The following is a 17,626-nucleotide window of genomic DNA, read 5'->3' as shown; positions in this document are numbered from 1 at the left end:
TACGACGCACACCCCGGCGCGGGCTCGCCGGATCCCCGGATGCGGTGATGATTGCCTAAACTCTGAGAACGTGAGCCCCGCCGAGAGCACTCGAGACCTGTCGTCCGTGGCTCAGGACTATCTCAAGGTCATCTGGACCGCGCAGGAGTGGTCACCCGACAAGGTGAGCACCAAGATGCTCGCCGAACGCATCGGCGTGTCCGCGAGCACCGCGTCGGAATCGATCCGCAAACTCGCCGACCAGGGCCTGGTGAACCACGAGAAATACGGTGCGGTGACGCTCACCGACGCCGGCCGCCGCGCGGCGCTGGCCATGGTGCGTCGACACCGGCTGATGGAGACCTTCCTGGTCAACGAACTGGGCTACGGCTGGGACGAGGTGCACGACGAGGCCGAGATCCTCGAGCACGCGGTGTCCGACCGCATGCTCGACCGCATCGACGCCAAGCTGGGCCACCCCACGCGCGACCCCCACGGCGATCCGATCCCGGCCGCCGACGGCCAGGTGCCCACCCCGGACGCCCGGCAACTGTCGGCCTGCCACGACGGCGACGCCGGCGTGGTGGCCCGCATCTCCGACGCCGACCCCGAGATGCTGCGCTACTTCGACAGCGTGGGCATCAGCCTGGACTCGCAGCTGCGCGTGGTCGCCCGCCGCGACTTCGCCGGCATGATCTCCGTCGCCGTCGACAGGGCGGGCTCCGAGGCCATCACGGTGGACCTCGGCAGCCCCGCGGCCGACGCGATCTGGGTCGTCGGCTGACCGTCCCTCACGCCGTCGCCGCGGCCAACGCGTCGAGCGCCTCCAGGCTGCGGTCGAGCTGCCGCCTGCCGTCGGTCTCGACGTCGTGCGCCAGCGCACCCTCGGCCACCTCGCCCTCGAAGTCGCCGGAAACCGTGATGCGCGAATGGATCTCGGCCCTCTCGATCGTGAAGGTGAACCTCGCCCGCACGCCGGCCATGCCCGTACCGCTGACCACCAGGCGGTGCGGAGCGTCCGCGGCCTCGACCGTCCACTCGATCTTGTTGACCATCCCGAGCATGTGGATCTTCGCCGACAGGTGCGCGCCCGCACCGAGGTACTCCGGCGGCTCCTCGACCCACTCGTCGTGGATGGTGAACCACTCACCCCACGATGCCGGGGTCGCGACCCGCGCCCACAGCGCCTCCGGGCTGGCCGTCAGTACCCGCGTCGCCTCGATGTGTCCCATGTCGTGACGGTCCTCTCCCTGCCTGGCTGCGAACTCCCGACGCCCGGATAACCCGAATCCGGTGGCCGTAACCCGGACGGTCGCGCCCTACCATCCGTGCATGGCGAAACTCGAGCTGTCCCGCACGCTGGCGCTCTCCCCCGACGAGGCGTGGGCGCACGTGTCCGAGCTGTCGACCCTCGGCGACTGGCTGTGCATGCACCAGGGGTGGCGTTCGGAGCTGCCCGAGGAACTGGCGGTCGGCTCGACCATCGTCGGCGTCGCGGGCGCCAAGGGCATGCGCAACCGCGTCACGTGGACCGTCCGCGCATTCGAGCCGCCCGCTCGGCTGGAGATCACCGGCGACGGCGTGGGCGGTGCCAAGTACGCGCTCACCATGACCGTGCGACCGGCCAAGGCGGGCTGCGCGTTCACCGTCAAGGTCGACCTGGGCGGTGCGCCGCTGTTCGGGCCCATCGGCATGGCCGCCGCCCGCGCCGTGAAGGGCGACATCGAACGCTCGATCAAGACGTTCGAGCAGCTCTACGCCCCGGCCTAGATGTCGCGACCTAGAGCGTCGCGGGCCGGATCACCACCACCGACCGGGTGCGCGCTCCCTCGTCGCGCAGCAAGGCGACGACCTCGCCGGACGGCGCCGTGGCGGCGTAGGTCCCGGCGTGCCCCTGCGCGGGCAGCGACCGTCCGTGCCGCGCGGACTCGGCGTCGGCGGCGGACAGCTCCTGGCGCGGGAACGACGCCAGACACGCCTCGTCCAGCGACAGGCTCAGCGTCGGGGCCTCGGCCAGCCGATCCAGGGTGCGCGCCCGGTCCAGGGTGAAGCCGCCGACCCGGGTGCGCCGCAACGCCGTCAGGTGCCCGCCGACGCCCAGCGCGGCTCCGACGTCGCGGGCCAGCGCGCGCACGTAGGTGCCCGACGAGCAGTCGACCACCACGTCGACGTCCACCAGATCGGCGCCGTCGACGTGGATGCGGCGTACCGCCAGCACGTCGAACCGGTCGATGCGCACGGGTCGCGCGGGCAGGTCCACCGCCTTGCCCTCGCGGGCGAGCTTGTAGGCGCGCTCGCCGCCGACCTTGATGGCGCTGACCGTCGACGGCACCTGGGCGATGTCGCCGCGCAGTGCGGCCACCGCGCGCTCGACGTCGGACTCGGTGACGTGCGCCGCCGAGACCGTGTGCAGCACGTCGCCTTCGGCGTCCTCCGTGGACGTCGTCCGACCGAGCCGCATGGTCGCGGCGTAGGACTTGTCGGTGGCGGTGAGCAGGCCGAGGATCTTCGTGGCCCGCTCGATGCCGACCACCAGCACGCCCGTCGCCATCGGGTCGAGCGTGCCCGCGTGGCCGACCTTGCGGGTGCCGAACGCGCGCCGGCACCGACCCACGACGTCGTGACTGGTCATCCCGGCGGGCTTGTCGACGACGACGATGCCGGGCTGCGGCGGGGTGCTCACAGCACGATCGCCGTCAGCGCCAACCCGTCGCGAACCGTCCACCGGCCGCGCAGCACCTCGAGCGGCGGGCCGTGCTCGGCGGCCGGGTCGATCAGGATGCGCGACGTGAACGTGCCGGCCCGCCCGGTCTCGTCGGGGGTGAACGCGATGTGGGCGTCTTCGAACCCCAGCCAGCGATGCGTCAGCGGGAACCAGGCCTTGTACGTCGCCTCCTTGGCGCAGAACAGGATTCGATCCCAGTGCAGTCCGCCGCCGAGTTCGCCGATGGCCGCGCGCTCGGCCGGGAGACTGATCGCGTCCAGGACGCCCTTGGGCAGCACGTCGTGTGGTTCGGCGTCGATGCCCACCGATCGCACGTCGGTCGCCCGGCCCACCACCGCGCCGCGGAAGCCCTCGCAGTGGGTGAGGCTGCCGACGACCCCGTCGGGCCAGCACGGTTCGCCCTTGTCGCCCTTGAGGATCGGCACCGGTCCGATGCCGAGTTCACCGAGCGCCCGACGGGCGCAATGACGCACCGTCACGAACTCGTTGCGCCGCTTGGCCACCGCGCGCGCGATGAGCGGCTCCTCCTCCGGCAACGGCGTCAGCCCCTCGGGGTCGGCGTACACCTCCGAGGTCACCACGACGTCGGGCACCACACTCGTCAGCAGACTCACCGCAACCGCCTGTCCTTGATCCGCTGCTGCACCTTCTGCGCGCTCTCGCGCATCTCCGGCGTGATCTCGAAGTGCCCGCCGAACTCGTTGAGGTATCCCGGCGGGTACTGCGGGTCGGGCAGGATCTGGCGCAGCCAGCGATACGGCTTGCGGCGCCGCCACTCCCGCGGATAACCGACCGACACCTCTTCGAAGCGCACGCCGTCGTACCACGTGGTGCGCGGGATGTGCAGGTGGCCGTACACCGAACAGACGGCGTTGTACCGGGTGTGCCAGTCCGCGGTGGCGGTGGTGCCGCACCACAGCGAGAACTCCGGGTAGAACAGCGCATCGCAGGGCTCACGCACCATCGGGAAGTGGTTCACCAGCACCGACGGCGTCATCCAGTCGAGGTCCTCGAGGCGCTTGCGGGTCTGCACCACGCGGTCGTGCGACCAGGCGTCGCGCGTGGCGTACGGCTCCGCCGACAGCAGGAACTCGTCGGTGGCCACCACGTTGCGCTCCCGCGCCACCGCCAGACCTTCGGCCTTGGTGGCCGTGCCGTCGGGCAGGAACGAGTAGTCGTAGAGCAGGAACATCGGCACGATGGTGGCCGGACCGCCCTCCTCCGTCCACACCGGATAGGGGTGCTCGGGGGTCACCACGCCCATCTGGTCGCACATGTCGACCAGGTAGTCGTAGCGCGCGCGCCCGAAGATCTGCATCGGGTCCTTGGTGGTGGTCCACAGCTCGTGGTTGCCGGGCACCCAGATGACCTTGGCGAACCGCTTGCGCAGCAGATCCAGTGACCAGCGAATGTCGTCGGTGCGTTCGGCGACGTCGCCCGCGACGATCAGCCAGTCGTCGGGCGTGGCGGGATACAGCGATTCGGTGACCGGCTTGTTGCCGGTGTGACCGATGTGCAGGTCGCTGACCGCCCACAGGGTCGGGTGCCGATGTTCCCGTGATGGTGCAGACACAACCGTCCAGCCTACTCGTGCGTCGGCGGCACTCCGTCCCGGCAACTAGAACATGTTCTGATTTCCTCGCCTCGCGGGCGCCGCCGACTTGTACACTCCTGTCGATGAGAATCGCCCGACTCCGCCTGCTGACGGGAGTCAGTGCGCTCCTCGCCGCCGCGGTCGTGGTGTGCCAGACCAACCCGATCGGCGGCCTCGGCGCCGATTCCGTGGACCTGCGCTCGACGGCCATCCCGCTGCCCGCGGTGTCCTCCAGCATCAAGTGGCCCGTCATCGAGACCGTCGACCCGCGCCCCTTCGACCCGTGCGCCGACATCCCGCTCGACGTGGTGCAGCGGCTGGGCCTGGCGTTCACGCCGCCCATCCCCGAGGACGGGTTGCGCTGCCACTACGACGCGGGCAACTACCAGATGGCGGTCGAGGCCTTCGTCTGGCGCACCTACGAGCAGACGCTGCCCGCCGACGCCGTCGAACTCGAGATCGGCGGCCACCGCGCCGCCCAGTTCTGGATCATGAAGCCCACCGACTGGAACAACCGGTGGTGGGTCACCTGCATGATCGCCTTCAAGACCAGCTACGGCGTCCTGCAGCAGTCGATCTTCTACTCCCCCACCTACTCCGCCAACGACGTCGACTGCCTGCAGACCAACCTGGACCGCGCCAACCAACTGGTCCCGTACTACAAGTTCTGAGCGCGACGGGTGCGCCCGGACGATCGGTACGACGGTCAGTAGCCTGCAGACGTGCCCTCCGACGTCCGCACGCCCCCGCTGAAGAACCGGGCGCTGGCGCGCCTGCTCTCGGTGCCGCCACCCACCACCACCTACACCGTGCACCGTGCCGTGCGCGTGCCGATGCGCGACGGCGTGGAGTTGCTCGCCGACGTCTACCACCCCGACACCGCGCGCCCCGACACCGCGCGCCCCGACGACCGGGCGGCGGGCACCATCCTGGTGCGCGCACCCTACGGGCGGCGCTTCCCGTTCGCCACCACGTTCGGCTCGGCCTACGCCGCCCGTGGTTACCACGTGGTGCTGCAGAGCGTGCGCGGCACGTTCGGCTCGGGCGGCGAGTTCGCGCCGATGGTCCACGAGGTCGACGACGGCGCCGACACCGTCGCCTGGCTGCGCGAGCAGCCCTGGTTCACCGGCACGTTCGCCACCATGGGGCTGTCCTATCTGGGCTACACGCAGTGGGCGCTGATGGTCGATCCGCCGCCGGAACTACGCGCGGCCATCGTCACCGTGGGCCCGCACGACTTCCGCGCCGCCACGTGGGGCACCGGCGCCTTCACGGTCAACGACTTCCTCGGCTGGACCGACATGGTGAGCCACCAGGAAGAGCCCGGCCGGCTGCGCATGCTCGTCCGCCAGGCCAGGGCCAACCGCGTCGTCGGACGCACCGCGGGGCAGCTGCCGCTGGGCGAGGCCGGGCGCACGCTGCTCGGCGAGGGCGGGCCGTGGTGGGAGTCGTGGATCGCCGACCCCGAACTCGATCCCCCGTTCTGGGACGCCATCTCGCTGGGCACCGCCCTGGATCGCGTCGACGTTCCCGTGCTGCTGATCGGTGGCTGGCAGGACCTCTTCCTCGAACAGACCCTCGCCCAGTACGCGGCCTTGCGCGAGCGCGGCGTGCCCACCGCGCTGACCGTCGGCTCCTGGACGCACGCCCAGGTCATGTCCAGAGGCGGCGCCGCCGTGCTGCGGGAGTCGCTGCACTGGCTCGCCGAGCACCTCGCCGACGGGCAGGCGCCGCCTCGGCCCCCGGTGCGCGCTCACGTCCATCAGAGCGGGTGGCTGGACCTGCCGCAGTGGCCGCCCGCCACGAGCGACCTCGTGCTGTACCTGCAGCCCGCCCACGGACTCGCCGAGGTGGCACCGCCGGCCGACGCCGCCCCGTCGACGTTCACCTACGACCCCGCCGACCCCACCCCCACCATCGGCGGCCGGCTGCTCTCCCCGCAGGGCGGCTACCGGGACGACGCGGCGTTGGCACTGCGGGCCGACGTCGCCGACTTCACCGGCGCACCCCTGACCGCCGACCTCTACGTGCTGGGCGCCCCGGTCGTCGAACTGGCACACTCCTGCGACAACCCCCACCGTGACGTCTTCGTGCGGATCAGCGAGGTCGACCCCGACGGACGTTCGCGCAACGTCACCGACGGCTTCCGCAGGCCCGCACCGGACGCCCACGCCGGCACGGTGCGTCTGGAACTCGATGCCACCGCGCACCGATTCCGCGCGGGCTCACGCATCCGGGTGCTGGTCGCAGGCGGCTCGCACCCGCGCTACGCGCGCAATCTCGGTACCGGCGAACCGCTGGCCACCGGCCGTCGGCTCGCGACTGCCACGCACGCCATCCACCACGGTGCCGGCGGCATCTCGTCGGTCGTGCTGCCGGTGGGTGATCCGGAGACCCATCCGGAGACCCATCCGGAGAACCATCGCCATGCCCACTAGCCGGCCGGGCTGCGGCGTCGCCGACGTCGAGGATCTGATGAGCCAGCTCGACGAGGTGGTACGCACCGACCACGACGCCTACGCGAAGTTCGCGGTGTCGGGGCGCACGCTCGGCTACCTGTGGCCGCGCACCGACACCGTCGGACTGCGGCAGACCCACGACGAGCAGCGGGCGCTCGTCGCCGAGCGGCCGGAGGTGTTCGAGGTGCAGTTCACCACGGCCACCTTCGGCTGGGTGGTGGTGCACCTGGGGGGCGTGGCGCGCGACGAGCTGGCCGAACTCGTCTTCGAGGCGTGGCGCCTGACGGCGGCCGACGCACTGGTGGCACGGCGCTCCGACCGGCTGCCGGTCTAACCCCGGCGGTCACCCCACCGCGGCGGCGACGCGCGCCGCGACGTCACGCAGGTGGTCCTCGCCGTGCACCGGCGGGCCCCACGTCGGCGTCACCGGCAGGTCCACCCAGCTGGTGCATCCGCGGTAGGCGGGCGTACGGGCCAGGGTGACCGGTTCCACGAGCGGGTGCACCGCCACCACCAGCGCCGTCAGCCGATGCCGCGGCCGGAAGTCCAGCCGGTCCTCGCGCACCGAGGCGGCGGTCCACACGTGGGTGTCGGCGATGGCGTGCAGCTCCTCGGGTCGCTCGACGGCGACGGCGGCGACCACCCTGGCCCCCGCCCGCACGGTCACGGCCTCCTCGGTGCTGTCTGCCGCGCCGGCCGCCACGAGGTCGCGGTGCTCGGGGCGCACCCGCTCGGCGTGCGCGTGCGCCACCGTCGGGAACAGCACGAACCGGTCGGCCGTCACGTCGAAGCGCTTCTCGTGGATGCCGCCCTTGCGCAACAACACCGTCTGCCTGCCGTCGAGCATGGCGTGTACCGCGGCGCCCCACTCCTTGAGCGCCGGGACGAGCGCCGGGGCGCTCACCGGGTGCGCAGGTCGGCCGCGGCGAGCCGCGCGCGGACCTCGGGACGGCGCAGCGGCGGCACCGTCTTGGGCGGCTGCCTGCGGGCGGGCAGCGCGGCCAGCAGCCGCATCGTGGTCGCGGTGACCTCGGCGACGGCGGCCTCGAAGGCATCGGCGTTGGCAGCGGTGGGGCGCGTGACGCCGCTGACCTTGCGGACGTACTGCCGGGCGGCGGCCTCGATCTCCTCGTCGGTGGCTGCGGGTTCCAGACCTCGCAACTCGGTGATGTTGCGGCACATGCGTCCACGATAAGCCGGATACGGTGGGCCCGATACGGTGTCGGCATGACCGACGACGTTCTGCTCATCGACACCACCGACCGCGTCCGCACCCTGGTGCTCAACCGGCCCCAGGCGCGCAACGCGCTGTCGGCCGAGCTGCGCACGCGGCTGTTCGGGGCGCTGCGCGACGCCGAGGCGGACGCCGACGTCGACGCGGTGATCCTCACCGGCTCGGATCCGGTGTTCTGCGCGGGCCTGGACCTCAAGGAACTCGGCGACACCACCGAGCTGCCCGACATCTCCCCCAAGTGGCCGGCCATGGGCACGCCCGTGATCGGGGCGATCAACGGCGCCGCCGTCACCGGCGGCCTGGAGATCGCGCTGTACTGCGACATCCTGATCGCCTCCGAGCACGCGCGCTTCGCCGACACCCATGCCCGCGTGGGTCTGCTCCCGACGTGGGGCCTCTCGGTGCGGCTGCCGCAGAAGGTGGGCATCGGCATGGCGCGCCGGATGAGCCTCACCGGCGACTATCTGTCGGCCGAGGACGCGCTGCGCGCCGGTCTGGTCACCGAGGTGGTCCCTCACGACGAGCTGCTGCCCACCGCCCGGCGCGTGGCGGCGTCGATCGTGGGCAACAACCCCAAGTCCGTGCGCGCGCTGCTGGAGTCCTACCACCGCATCGACGAGCAGCAGACCGCCGCCGGGCTGTGGCTGGAGGCGCAGGCCGCCACGCAGTGGATGCGCGTGACCACCGGGGACGACATCGCCGCCAGCCGCGCCGCGGTCGTCGAACGCGGCCGCCAACAGGTGCGCTGACCGCTAGGGTCGTCGGCATGTACGACCCGGCACCGCCGCAGAAGCGACCGTTCACCACGCTCGACCTGGTGCTCACGCCGCTGTTCTCGGTGCTGCTGGTGGTGCTGTGCGGCGTCGCCCTGGTGGTGTCGATGTTCGCCGTCATGGGCTTGGACAGCTGCGGCACCACCCACCAGTGCAACGCGGCGACCATCGCCCTGGCCTACGCGTGCGCCTGGGGCGGCATCGGCGCGAGTGTGCTGGTGGCGCTGGTCGGCGTGCTGGTGGCGGCGCGCAAACGCACCACGATGTTCGGGTGGCCGTTGGCGGGCATCGCCGTGCTCGTCCTGGGCAACCTGCTCGGCGGGATCCTGCTGGTCAGCTCCGCGACGTGAGCCGCGGGGAGAGCGATGGCGCGATCAACTCCCGGTAACGCCGCGTCATGGTGGCGAGCACCTCGGCCGGATCGGCCGCCCACACGTCGGCGTTGAAGATCTCCACCTCCACGTCGCCGCGGTAGCCGGCGTCGGCCACCATCGCACCGATCGCGGCGAAGTCGATGACGCCGTCGCCCATCATGCCGCGCGACAGCAGCGGGTCGGCCGTCATCGGCACCAGCCAGTCGCAGACCTGATAGCTGCTGATGCGCCCCTGCCGACCGGCCGCGGCGATCCCGGCCGCCAGCTCGGGGTCCCACCACACGTGGAAGGTGTCGACCACGACGCCGACGACCTCGGCCGGATGCGGGGCGGCGAGCGCCAGGGCCTGCGCCAGCGTGGAGATGACGGCGCGGTCGGCGCAGTACATCGGGTGCAGGGGCTCCAGCGCCAGCCGCACCCGACGCTGCTCGGCGTACGGCGCCAGCATCGCCAGCCGCTCGGCCACGCGTGCCCGCGCACCCGCCAGATCCCGATCGGGAACGCCGCCCACCACCATCACCAGCTCGGGGGCGCCCAGCGCGGCCGCCTCGTCGATGGCCCGCCGATTGTCGTCCAGCACCGCCGAGGCGTCGTCGATCCCGGTCAGGAAGCCGCCCCGGCAGAGGCTCGACGCGCGGATGCCGTTGTCGGACAGGATGCGTGCGGCGTCGGCGAGGCCCGCCTCGGCCACGCGGTCGCGCCACAGCCCCACGGCGCCCACCCCGGCGGCCGCCGCACCCTCCACCGCCTCGCGCAGGGTCCACGAGTTGGTGGTCTTGGTGTTCAGCGACAGCCTGGCACAGCCGGACATTCCGGGATCGGCACCCGTCACTGGTCGATCCCGTTGACGCTCAACAACATTCGCATGCGATGTGCCGCCAGTCCGGGATCGAGCAGCAGCCCGGCCGCGTCGGCGAGGACGAACACGCGCGACAGGTGCGTGATCGACCGACCCGACGCCAGCCCCCCCACCAGCGCGAACGCGGGTTGGTGTCCGTTGAGCCAGGCCAGGAACGCGATGCCGGTCTTGTAGTAGTACGTCGGCGCCTCGAACACCAGCCGGCCCAGCGCCCGCGTGGACTCCAAGATCTCGCGGGCCCGCGCCGGGCGCCCGGCGTCGAGCTCCTGCAGCGCCGTCGACGCCGCGGGGTGAATCGCGGCGAAGATGCCCAACAGGGCGTCGGAGTGCGCGACGCCGTCGCCCACCACGAGTTCGGGATAGTTGAAGTCGTCACCGGTGTACAGCCGCACGCCCGGCGGCAACGCGCGTCGCAGCGCCACCTCGTGCGCGGCATCGAGCAGTGACACCTTCACGCCGTCGACGGCGTCGGCATGATCGGCGATGAGCGCCAGGAACGTCTCGGTCGCCGCGGCCACGTCGGTGCTGCCCCAGTAGCCGCGCAAGGCCGGGTCGAACATCTCACCCAGCCAGTGCAGGATCACCGGGCGGTCGACGGCGGCCAGCACGGCGTCGTAGACGGTCAGGTAGTCCTGCGGCGTCCGCGCCACCGCCGCCAGCGCGCGTGACGCCATCAGCACGACGTCGGCGCCGGCCTCGCGCACCACCGCGATCTGCTCCCGGTAGGCGTCGGCGACCATCGCCAGCCCGCGGGCGCCCGCGGGCACGTCGGCGACGTCGAGCTGATCGGTGCCCGCCCCGCACGCCAGTCGACCACCCACCGCGGCGGCCTCCCGCCCGCTCCTGCGGATCAGTTCGACGGTGGCCTGCCAGCTCATCCCCATGCCGCGCTGGGCGGTGTCCATGGCGTCGGCGACCCCGAGCCCGTAGGACCACAGGTCGTGGCGGAACGCGAGCGTGGCGTCCCAGTCCAGGTCGGCGGGCGCCCCGGGGGTCGTGTCGGCGGTGACCCGCGGGACGACGTGTGCGGCGGCGTAGGCGATGCGGCTCACGATGGGGCGTTCGGGCCGCCGCCAGGGGCCTGGCGACCCGAGCCGGTGACGTCGCAGGGTGCCGTCGAGCGGCAGCACCACCTCGGTGTCGGTGTGCCCGGCGGTGCTGACGTCGAGGCCGGTCACAGCACGATCTCCGGGACCTCGACGCGCACGCCGTCGACCGAACTGCGCAACCCCAGCTGCGCCAGCTGGACGCCGCGCGCCGCGGACAGCAGGCCGAAGCGGTGCGGGCGGCCCGCCACCACGTCACGCAGGAACTCCTCCCACTGCAGCTTGAACCCGTTGTCCAGGTCTGCGTTGGCTGGCACCTCGAGCCACTGGTCGCGGAACCGCTCGGTGACCGGGAGGTCGGGGTTCCACACCGGCTTGGGCGTGTGGGCGCGTTGCTGCGCCACGCAGCGCCGCAGCCCCGCGACGGCCGACCCGTGGGTGCCGTCGATCTGGAATTCGACGAGTTCGTCGCGGTAGACGCGCACCGCCCACGACGAGTTGATCTGGGCGATGATGCCGCCGTCGATCTCGAAGATGCCGTAGGCGGCGTCGTCGGCCGTGGCCTCGTAGGGGTCGCCGGCCTCGTCCCACCGCGTGGGGATGTGGGTGACGGCCTTGGCGGTGACCGCCCGCACCGGGCCCAGCAGACCCTCCATCACGTAGTTCCAGTGGCAGAACATGTCGACGGTGATGCCACCCCCGTCCTCGGCGCGGTAGTTCCAGCTGGGCCGCTGCGCGGCCTGGCCGTCACCCTCGAACACCCAGTAGCCGAATTCGCCGCGCAGGGACAGGATCCGACCGAAGAATCCCTCGTCGACCAGGCGGCGCAGCTTGACCAGACCGGGCAAATAGAGCTTGTCGTGGACGACCCCCGCCACCACGCCGGCGTTCTGCGCCATGCGGGCGAGTTCGATGGCGTCGGTGAGGGTTTCGGCCGTCGGCTTCTCGGTGTAGACGTGCTTGCCCGCCTTGATGGCGGCGGTCAGCGCCTCGACGCGACGGGAGGTGAGCTGCGCGTCGAAGTAGACGTCGACGTCCGGGTCGGCGATCACCGCGGCCACGTCGGTGGTCCAGTGTTCGACGCCGTGCTGGGCGGCCATGTCGGCGAGCCGGTCGGCGTTGCGGCCCACCAGGATCGGTTCGACGTGAACCGTGCTGCCGTCGGGCAGGGCGAGGCCGGTGTCGCGCAGCGGCAGGATGGACCGCAGCAGGTGCTGGCGGTATCCCATGCGTCCGGTGACGCCGTTCATGGCGATGCGCAGCGTCGTGTGTCGTGACATGTGTGCTCCGTGGGTTGGCGCGGCCGTCGACGACGCCGCGCGAGTGCGGACGATTGCACTTCGGAATGCGCTTTCCACGGTAAGCTGATCTCCGGCTGCCGGTCAAGCAGCGCAACCGATCGGCAGGTCCCGGAGGGTGAAGATGGCGGTGACCCCATGGCGGTGACCCCGTGGCGGTGACCCTGCAGGACGTCGCGACCCTGGCCGGCGTGTCCCAGGCCACCGCGTCGCGGGTGCTCAACGGGTCGGCCCGCGTTCCCGGCGAACACGTCGCCGACCGCGTCCGCGCGGCGGCCCGCGAACTCGGATACGTCCCGAACGCGCAGGCCCAGGCCTTGGCGCGAGCCTCGACGGGGTTGCTCGGCCTCATCGTGCACGACATCGCCGACCCGTACTTCTCCTCGATCGCCCGCGGGGTCCAGGCCGCCGCGCGCACCGCGTCCAAGCAGGTGCTGCTGGCCAGCACCGATCGCGACTTCGACATCGAACGCGACGCCGTGAGCACGTTCATCGCACACCGCGCCGACGCCATCCTGCTGGCCGGCTCCCGCCAGAGCGGTCACCTCGACCGGGACATCGAGACCGAGTTCGGTCGTTACCGCGCCAACGGCGGGCAGGTGGTGGTGATCGGCCAGCCGCTGGCCTTCGGCGGCGCCGTCGAGCCCGAGAACCACGTCGCCTCGGGACGATTGGCCCAGAGCCTGGTCGCCGCGGGCCACCGCCAGTTCGCCGTGATCGGCGGCCCCGCGAACATCCGCACGTCGGTCGACCGCCGCAACGGCTTCGTGGAGGCGCTCGCCGCGCTGGGCCTTACCCCGCTGGTCGAGGTGTCGGGCGGGTTCACCCGCGACGGAGGGCATGCGGCGGCGCACCGGTTGGCCGCCGCGCTGCACCTCACGCCCGGGTCGGACGCCCCACCGGTATGCGTCTTCGCGGTCACCGACGTGATGGCCATCGGAGCCATCGCCGCCTGGCGCGAGTTGGGCCTCGAGGTGCCCCGCGACGTGTGCGTCGCCGGGTTCGACGACATTCCCACGCTGCGCGACTTCACTCCCAGCCTGTCCACGGTGGCGTTGCCGCTCGAGGAAATCGGAAGGCACGCAGTCGAATTGGCGCTGTGCCCCGAGCCCGACGCCGACGACCTGCGCCGTCGCGTCCCCGGGAGGGTCATCCTGCGCGACAGCACCCGGATCTGAGCCGCGGCCGACGTGCCGCGCGACCGGAGTCGTTGACAGTGTGCGCTGCATCACGTTAGGGTCGGACGAGCTTCGGAAAGCGCATTCCCAGGGCGGTGCTCCCGCCCGCACCTTCGACCCGAGGACCTTGATGGCCGTATCCGCTCCGGCCGGGCCGCCCGACACCGCGCGACCGGCGTCGAAGCCGGCGCCAGCCCGACCCCGCCGAACCCCATCCCTGCGCGCCGCCCTCGCCGGGCTGTGGCGTCCCGCCCTGCTGCTGGTCGTACTGCTCGCCGCGTGGTGGGCCGTCACGGCGGCCGAACTGGTGGCGCCCTACGTGTTGCCGTCGCCCGCCGACACCTGGCACACCGCGACCGACAACGCCGCCTACCTGGCGCAGAACACCTGGGTCACCACCTGGGAGACCGTGATCGGCTTCCTCATCGCCGCGGTGGTCGGCGAACTGGTCGCCGTGCTCATGGTCTACTCGTCGAACGTCGAGAAGACCGTCTACCCGCTCATCCTGTTCGCCCAGGTGATCCCGAAGATCGCCATCGCCCCGCTGTTCATCGTCTGGCTCGGCTTCGGCACGTCGCCGAAGATCCTCGTCGCCGTGCTCATGGCGTTCTTCCCCATCGTGATCTCCGGCCTGGCCGGGCTGCGTTCGGTGGATCCCGAGATCCTCGAACTCACCTCCACCATGGGCGCCAGCAAGGTCAAGACGTTCCTCAAGATCCGGCTCCCCGCCTCGCTACCGCAGCTGATGTCCGGCCTCAAGGTCGCGGCCACCCTGGCCGTCACCGGCGCCGTCGTCGGCGAGTTCGTGGGCTCCAACGAGGGACTGGGTTACGTCATCCTGCAGGCCAACGGAAACGTCGACACCGCAATGCTGTTCGCCGCGCTGATCATCATGTCGGCGCTGGGCATCGTCCTGTTCGCGATCATCGAGATCGCCGAGAAGTTGCTCATCCCATGGCATTCCTCGCGCCGCACCACCTCCTCGACCACCCCCTCCTCAAGCACGCCCTCCTCAACCACCCCAGCCGCCTGACCCACCAGGAGACCGCCAGATGACGTTCCTACGACGCGCCGCCACCATCGCCGCGGCCGCCACCGCCACCGTCGTGGCCCTGTCCGCCTGTGGCGGCAGCGAGCCCGAGAAGTCCACTGCCGCCGACGGTTCGGCGACCCAGGCCACGCTGATGCTCAACTGGTATCCCTACGGCGAACACGCCCCGTTCTACTACGGCGTACAGGAGGGCATCTTCGCCAAGCACGGCATCGACCTCACCATCGACGCCGGTCAGGGCTCCACCAAGACCGTGCAGGCCGTCGGGTCCGGCCAGGTCGACTTCGGCTGGGCCGACACGCCCGCGGTGCTCACCAACGTCGACAAGGGTGTCAAGGTCAAGAGCACCGGGGTGTTCCTGCAGACCACGCCGTCGGCAGTCCAGGTCTTCGCCGACTCCGGCATCGAGACCCCGCAGGACCTCGCCGGCCGCACCATCGCCGTGTCCGCAGGCGACGCCCCCACCACCACGTTCCCCATCTACCTCGACAAGGTGGGCGTGCCCGCCGACCAGGTCACGCAGCAGAGCCTCGACGCCGCGGGCAAGATGTCGGCCATGATGTCCGGCCGGGTCGACGGCCTCATCGGCTTCGCCCACGACCAGGGGCCCACCATCGCCGACAAGAGCGGACGCGAGGTGCGCTACCTGAAGTACTCCGACGCCGGGTTGAACTTCTACAGCAACGGGCTGATCGCAAGCACGCGCACCATCGACGACTCCCCGCAGCTGGTCCAGTCGATGCTCGACGCCACCAGCGAGGCCTTCGCCGCCGCGGCGGCCAACCCGGAGGCGGCCGTCGACGCCATGGCGGGCAAGGATCCGCAGATGCCCCCGCGCGGTGTGCTGCTGGAACAGTGGCGCGAGACCATCCCGCTGCTGACCACCCCGGCCACCGCGGGCCGCGCCCCGGGCGTGAACGCCGAGCAGGACTGGAGTTCCACCATCGCCACGCTGAACGAGGCCGGGCTGCTGCAGTCGGCCAAGGCCCCCGACGAGTACTGGGCATCGTCGTTCACGCCGCGCGGCGACCAGCAGTAGGCGACGGGCATGACCACCGCCACCGTCGACGCCGGCACCGGCGTCGCCCCCGCCGCCATCGCCATCTCCGACCTCGCGGTCACGTTCTCCTCCAAACGCGGCACCACCACCGCGCTCACCGACGTCGACCTGACCATCGCCGACGGCGAGTTCGTCACCATCGCCGGCCCCTCGGGCTGCGGCAAGTCCACCCTGCTCAAGGTGATCGCCGGGCTCACCGACTCGAGCCGCGGCGACGTCCGGTTGCGGGGTAGGACCGTCCGCGGCCCGCAACGCGAGATCGGCTACGTGTTCCAGCGAGCCGCGCTGCTGGAATGGCGCAACGTCCGCAAGAACATCCTGCTGCAAGCCGAGATGCGCGGCATGTCCCGGCAGGCCGCCGCCCGCCGCTGCGACCACCTGCTGGACATGACGGGCCTCACCGGGTTCGCCGACGCCATGCCCTACGAACTGTCCGGCGGCATGCAGCAACGCGTCTCGCTGTGCCGGGCGCTGCTGCACGAACCCGACGTCCTGCTCATGGACGAACCCTTCGGGGCCCTCGATGCGCTGACGCGGGAGAAGATGAACGTCGAGCTGCACCGCATCTGGCGCGAGACCCAGACCACCGTGGTGCTCGTCACGCACTCGGTGGCCGAGGCCGTCTACCTCGCCAACCGCGTCGTCGTGATGAGTCCCAGGCCCGGCCGCATCGTCGAGATCCTCGACGTCGACCTGCCCGCACAGCGCGACTACGGCGCCACCATGGAGCGTCCCGAGTTCATCTCCGTCGCCAACCGGGTGCGCGCCCTGCTGGGCAGCCCCGGCCCCGCGGACTGACCGCGGAGGCCGGCGGCGGGACCCGGGCCGCGGCGTAACGGATCGGGTCCGCGCAGCGACATGTCTGGCAGCGGCACCCACCCGCCGGGAGTGACCGCGACGCCCACGGCCGCGACGCTGCGCCCGGGTGCACGGACCTCCCTCGTACGCCGCGCCGCACGGCGCGCCAGATCGAACGGCTGCACACTCGATGACACCTCTGCGCCACGTACCGCGACGCCTGCTGGCGGTCGCCCTCGCGGCCATCCTGCTGCCCGGGCTGCTCGCCATCGCCGGCCAGACCGCGACGGCGTCGGCATTCTCCCGACCCGGCCTACCGGTGGAAACCCTGATGGTGCCCTCGCCCGCCATGGGCCGCGACATCCCCGTGCGATTCCAGGGCGGCGGCTCCAAGGCCGTGTACCTGCTCGACGGGCTGCGGGCCCGCGACGACAACAACGGCTGGGACATCGAGACCAACGCCTTCGAGACGTTCTTCGAATCCGGCGTCTCGGTGGTCATGCCGGTGGGCGGCATGTCGAGCTTCTACACCAACTGGCAGGGACCGGCCGTCGGCAACGGCACCACCTACAACTACCAGTGGGAGACGTTCCTCACCTCGGAACTGCCCGCCTACCTGGCCGCCAACAAGGGCATCTCGCCCAGCGGCAACGCCGTCGTCGGCCTGTCCATGTCGGGCAGCGCGGCCCTGACGCTCGGCGCCTACCACCCCGACCAGTTCCGCTACGCCGCATCGCTGTCGGGATACCTCAACCTCTCCCAGGGCCTGTGGCCCCTGCTGGTCACCGTGGCCATGGGTGACGCAGGCGGCTTCAACGCGCTGTCGATGTGGGGGCTGGGCGGCGGGCCGGCGTGGCAGCGCAACGACCCCACGGTCAACGTCGGCAGGCTGGTCGGCAACGGCACCCGCATCTGGGTGTACTGCGGCACCGGCATCCCCGGCGATCTGGGCGGCGGCGGCGACGTCGCCGGCCAGCTGCTCGAAGGCATCACCCTGGACAGCAACCGCAACTTCCAGCGGCAGTACGAAGCCGCGGGCGGCCGCAACGGCACCTTCAACTTCCCGCCCAACGGCACCCACGGATGGGGCTACTGGGGTGGACAGTTGGCCGCCATGAAGGGCGACATCCAGGCCACGCTGGGCGCCTGACGGGAGCCGCGCGACGACGGTCCGGCGGCGGGCACGGGGTGTGCACTC

General features: G+C 71.5%; 21 protein-coding genes. 12 read left to right on the top strand and 9 right to left on the bottom strand.

Going from position 1 to position 17,626, the window contains the following annotated elements:
* Positions 1 to 70 precede the first annotated feature (70 nt).
* On the top strand, positions 71 to 763 hold the full coding sequence (gene mntR / locus AC30CM_RS17210) for a manganese-binding transcriptional regulator MntR (RefSeq protein WP_490118112.1): 693 nt from the start codon (positions 71 to 73) through the stop codon (positions 761 to 763).
* Between the two features lie 7 nt (positions 764 to 770).
* Here mntR and AC30CM_RS17205 read toward each other — a convergent pair whose 3' ends face one another.
* Positions 771 to 1,211, bottom strand: a complete 441-nt coding sequence (locus AC30CM_RS17205) for a type II toxin-antitoxin system Rv0910 family toxin (protein ID WP_490118111.1) — start codon at positions 1,209 to 1,211, stop codon at positions 771 to 773.
* Between the two features lie 100 nt (positions 1,212 to 1,311).
* Here AC30CM_RS17205 and AC30CM_RS17200 point away from each other — a divergent pair, with 100 nt between their 5' ends.
* Positions 1,312 to 1,749, top strand: coding sequence for a type II toxin-antitoxin system Rv0910 family toxin (locus AC30CM_RS17200; RefSeq protein WP_490118110.1), 438 nt, complete (start codon positions 1,312 to 1,314; stop codon positions 1,747 to 1,749).
* A gap of 10 nt (positions 1,750 to 1,759) precedes the next feature.
* On the opposite strand, the gene truB is transcribed toward AC30CM_RS17200, so the two are convergent.
* The 3 genes from truB to pptH are packed head-to-tail and all read right to left on the bottom strand — an operon-like array spanning position 1,760 to position 4,277.
* Positions 1,760 to 2,662 carry a tRNA pseudouridine(55) synthase TruB gene (truB, locus tag AC30CM_RS17195; protein ID WP_490118109.1) on the bottom strand — a complete coding sequence of 301 codons (903 nt, stop codon included), beginning with the start codon at positions 2,660 to 2,662 and terminating at the stop codon, positions 1,760 to 1,762.
* Positions 2,659 to 3,318: a 4'-phosphopantetheinyl transferase PptT gene (pptT, locus tag AC30CM_RS17190; protein ID WP_490118108.1), complete on the bottom strand. Its 660-nt coding sequence runs from the start codon at positions 3,316 to 3,318 to the stop codon at positions 2,659 to 2,661. Before pptT ends, truB begins: the two co-directional genes overlap by 4 nt.
* On the bottom strand, positions 3,315 to 4,277 hold the full coding sequence (pptH, locus tag AC30CM_RS17185; RefSeq protein ID WP_490118107.1) for an ACP phosphodiesterase PptH: 963 nt from the start codon (positions 4,275 to 4,277) through the stop codon (positions 3,315 to 3,317). The genes pptT and pptH overlap by 4 nt, the downstream gene beginning before the upstream one ends.
* Before the next feature lie 104 nt (positions 4,278 to 4,381).
* On the opposite strand from pptH, the gene AC30CM_RS17180 reads away from it, so the two are divergent.
* The 3 genes from AC30CM_RS17180 to AC30CM_RS17170 are packed head-to-tail and all read left to right on the top strand — an operon-like array spanning position 4,382 to position 7,091.
* The gene (locus tag AC30CM_RS17180; protein WP_490118106.1) at positions 4,382 to 4,969 is read left to right on the top strand and encodes a DUF3558 domain-containing protein; all 588 of its coding nucleotides are present in this window, start codon (positions 4,382 to 4,384) and stop codon (positions 4,967 to 4,969) included.
* Between the two features lie 51 nt (positions 4,970 to 5,020).
* On the top strand, positions 5,021 to 6,736 hold the full coding sequence (locus AC30CM_RS17175; RefSeq protein ID WP_490118105.1) for a CocE/NonD family hydrolase: 1,716 nt from the start codon (positions 5,021 to 5,023) through the stop codon (positions 6,734 to 6,736).
* Positions 6,726 to 7,091, top strand: a complete 366-nt coding sequence (locus AC30CM_RS17170; RefSeq protein ID WP_490118104.1) for an MmcQ/YjbR family DNA-binding protein — start codon at positions 6,726 to 6,728, stop codon at positions 7,089 to 7,091. The genes AC30CM_RS17175 and AC30CM_RS17170 overlap by 11 nt, the downstream gene beginning before the upstream one ends.
* A 9-nt stretch (positions 7,092 to 7,100) precedes the next feature.
* Here the strand turns inward: AC30CM_RS17170 and AC30CM_RS17165 are convergent, their stop codons facing one another.
* Both AC30CM_RS17165 and AC30CM_RS17160 read right to left on the bottom strand, forming a co-directional pair.
* Positions 7,101 to 7,661, bottom strand: a complete 561-nt coding sequence (locus AC30CM_RS17165; RefSeq protein ID WP_490118103.1) for a DUF1802 family protein — start codon at positions 7,659 to 7,661, stop codon at positions 7,101 to 7,103.
* On the bottom strand, positions 7,658 to 7,939 hold the full coding sequence (locus tag AC30CM_RS17160) for a DUF2277 domain-containing protein (RefSeq protein ID WP_490118102.1): 282 nt from the start codon (positions 7,937 to 7,939) through the stop codon (positions 7,658 to 7,660). Before AC30CM_RS17160 ends, AC30CM_RS17165 begins: the two co-directional genes overlap by 4 nt.
* 45 nt (positions 7,940 to 7,984) lie before the next feature.
* Between AC30CM_RS17160 and AC30CM_RS17155 the strand changes: the two genes are divergently transcribed.
* Both AC30CM_RS17155 and AC30CM_RS17150 read left to right on the top strand, forming a co-directional pair.
* A complete protein-coding gene (locus tag AC30CM_RS17155; protein WP_490118101.1) occupies positions 7,985 to 8,740 on the top strand; it encodes an enoyl-CoA hydratase in 756 nt (251 codons plus the stop codon).
* A gap of 17 nt (positions 8,741 to 8,757) precedes the next feature.
* On the top strand, positions 8,758 to 9,114 hold the full coding sequence (locus AC30CM_RS17150; RefSeq protein WP_490118100.1) for a hypothetical protein: 357 nt from the start codon (positions 8,758 to 8,760) through the stop codon (positions 9,112 to 9,114).
* On the opposite strand, the gene AC30CM_RS17145 is transcribed toward AC30CM_RS17150, so the two are convergent.
* The 3 genes from AC30CM_RS17145 to AC30CM_RS17135 are packed head-to-tail and all read right to left on the bottom strand — an operon-like array spanning position 9,098 to position 12,323.
* Positions 9,098 to 9,949, bottom strand: coding sequence for a sugar phosphate isomerase/epimerase family protein (locus AC30CM_RS17145; RefSeq protein WP_490118155.1), 852 nt, complete (start codon positions 9,947 to 9,949; stop codon positions 9,098 to 9,100). The genes AC30CM_RS17150 and AC30CM_RS17145 overlap by 17 nt on opposite strands.
* Before the next feature lie 17 nt (positions 9,950 to 9,966).
* Positions 9,967 to 11,175 carry a dihydrodipicolinate synthase family protein gene (locus AC30CM_RS17140; protein ID WP_490118099.1) on the bottom strand — a complete coding sequence of 403 codons (1,209 nt, stop codon included), beginning with the start codon at positions 11,173 to 11,175 and terminating at the stop codon, positions 9,967 to 9,969.
* Positions 11,172 to 12,323 carry a Gfo/Idh/MocA family protein gene (locus AC30CM_RS17135; protein WP_490118098.1) on the bottom strand — a complete coding sequence of 384 codons (1,152 nt, stop codon included), beginning with the start codon at positions 12,321 to 12,323 and terminating at the stop codon, positions 11,172 to 11,174. Before AC30CM_RS17135 ends, AC30CM_RS17140 begins: the two co-directional genes overlap by 4 nt.
* A 170-nt stretch (positions 12,324 to 12,493) precedes the next feature.
* On the opposite strand from AC30CM_RS17135, the gene AC30CM_RS17130 reads away from it, so the two are divergent.
* The 5 genes from AC30CM_RS17130 (at position 12,494) to AC30CM_RS17110 (ending at position 17,578) form a co-directional block, all read left to right on the top strand.
* The gene (locus AC30CM_RS17130) at positions 12,494 to 13,519 is read left to right on the top strand and encodes a LacI family DNA-binding transcriptional regulator (protein WP_490118097.1); all 1,026 of its coding nucleotides are present in this window, start codon (positions 12,494 to 12,496) and stop codon (positions 13,517 to 13,519) included.
* Positions 13,520 to 13,649: 130 nt separating this feature from the next.
* Entirely contained in the window at positions 13,650 to 14,552 is a 903-nt protein-coding gene (locus tag AC30CM_RS17125) for an ABC transporter permease (RefSeq protein ID WP_490118096.1), read from the top strand.
* A gap of 19 nt (positions 14,553 to 14,571) precedes the next feature.
* On the top strand, positions 14,572 to 15,609 hold the full coding sequence (locus tag AC30CM_RS17120) for an ABC transporter substrate-binding protein (RefSeq protein ID WP_490118095.1): 1,038 nt from the start codon (positions 14,572 to 14,574) through the stop codon (positions 15,607 to 15,609).
* A 9-nt stretch (positions 15,610 to 15,618) separates the two neighbouring features.
* A complete protein-coding gene (locus AC30CM_RS17115; RefSeq protein ID WP_490118094.1) occupies positions 15,619 to 16,428 on the top strand; it encodes an ABC transporter ATP-binding protein in 810 nt (269 codons plus the stop codon).
* 190 nt (positions 16,429 to 16,618) lie between these two features.
* Positions 16,619 to 17,578, top strand: a complete 960-nt coding sequence (locus tag AC30CM_RS17110; protein ID WP_490118093.1) for an alpha/beta hydrolase — start codon at positions 16,619 to 16,621, stop codon at positions 17,576 to 17,578.
* Positions 17,579 to 17,626 lie beyond the last annotated feature (48 nt).

It is taken from the genome of Mycobacterium sp. DHQP2018-32-09, from assembly GCF_058148405.1.
This window is presented reverse-complemented; position numbering and strand designations above follow the sequence as displayed.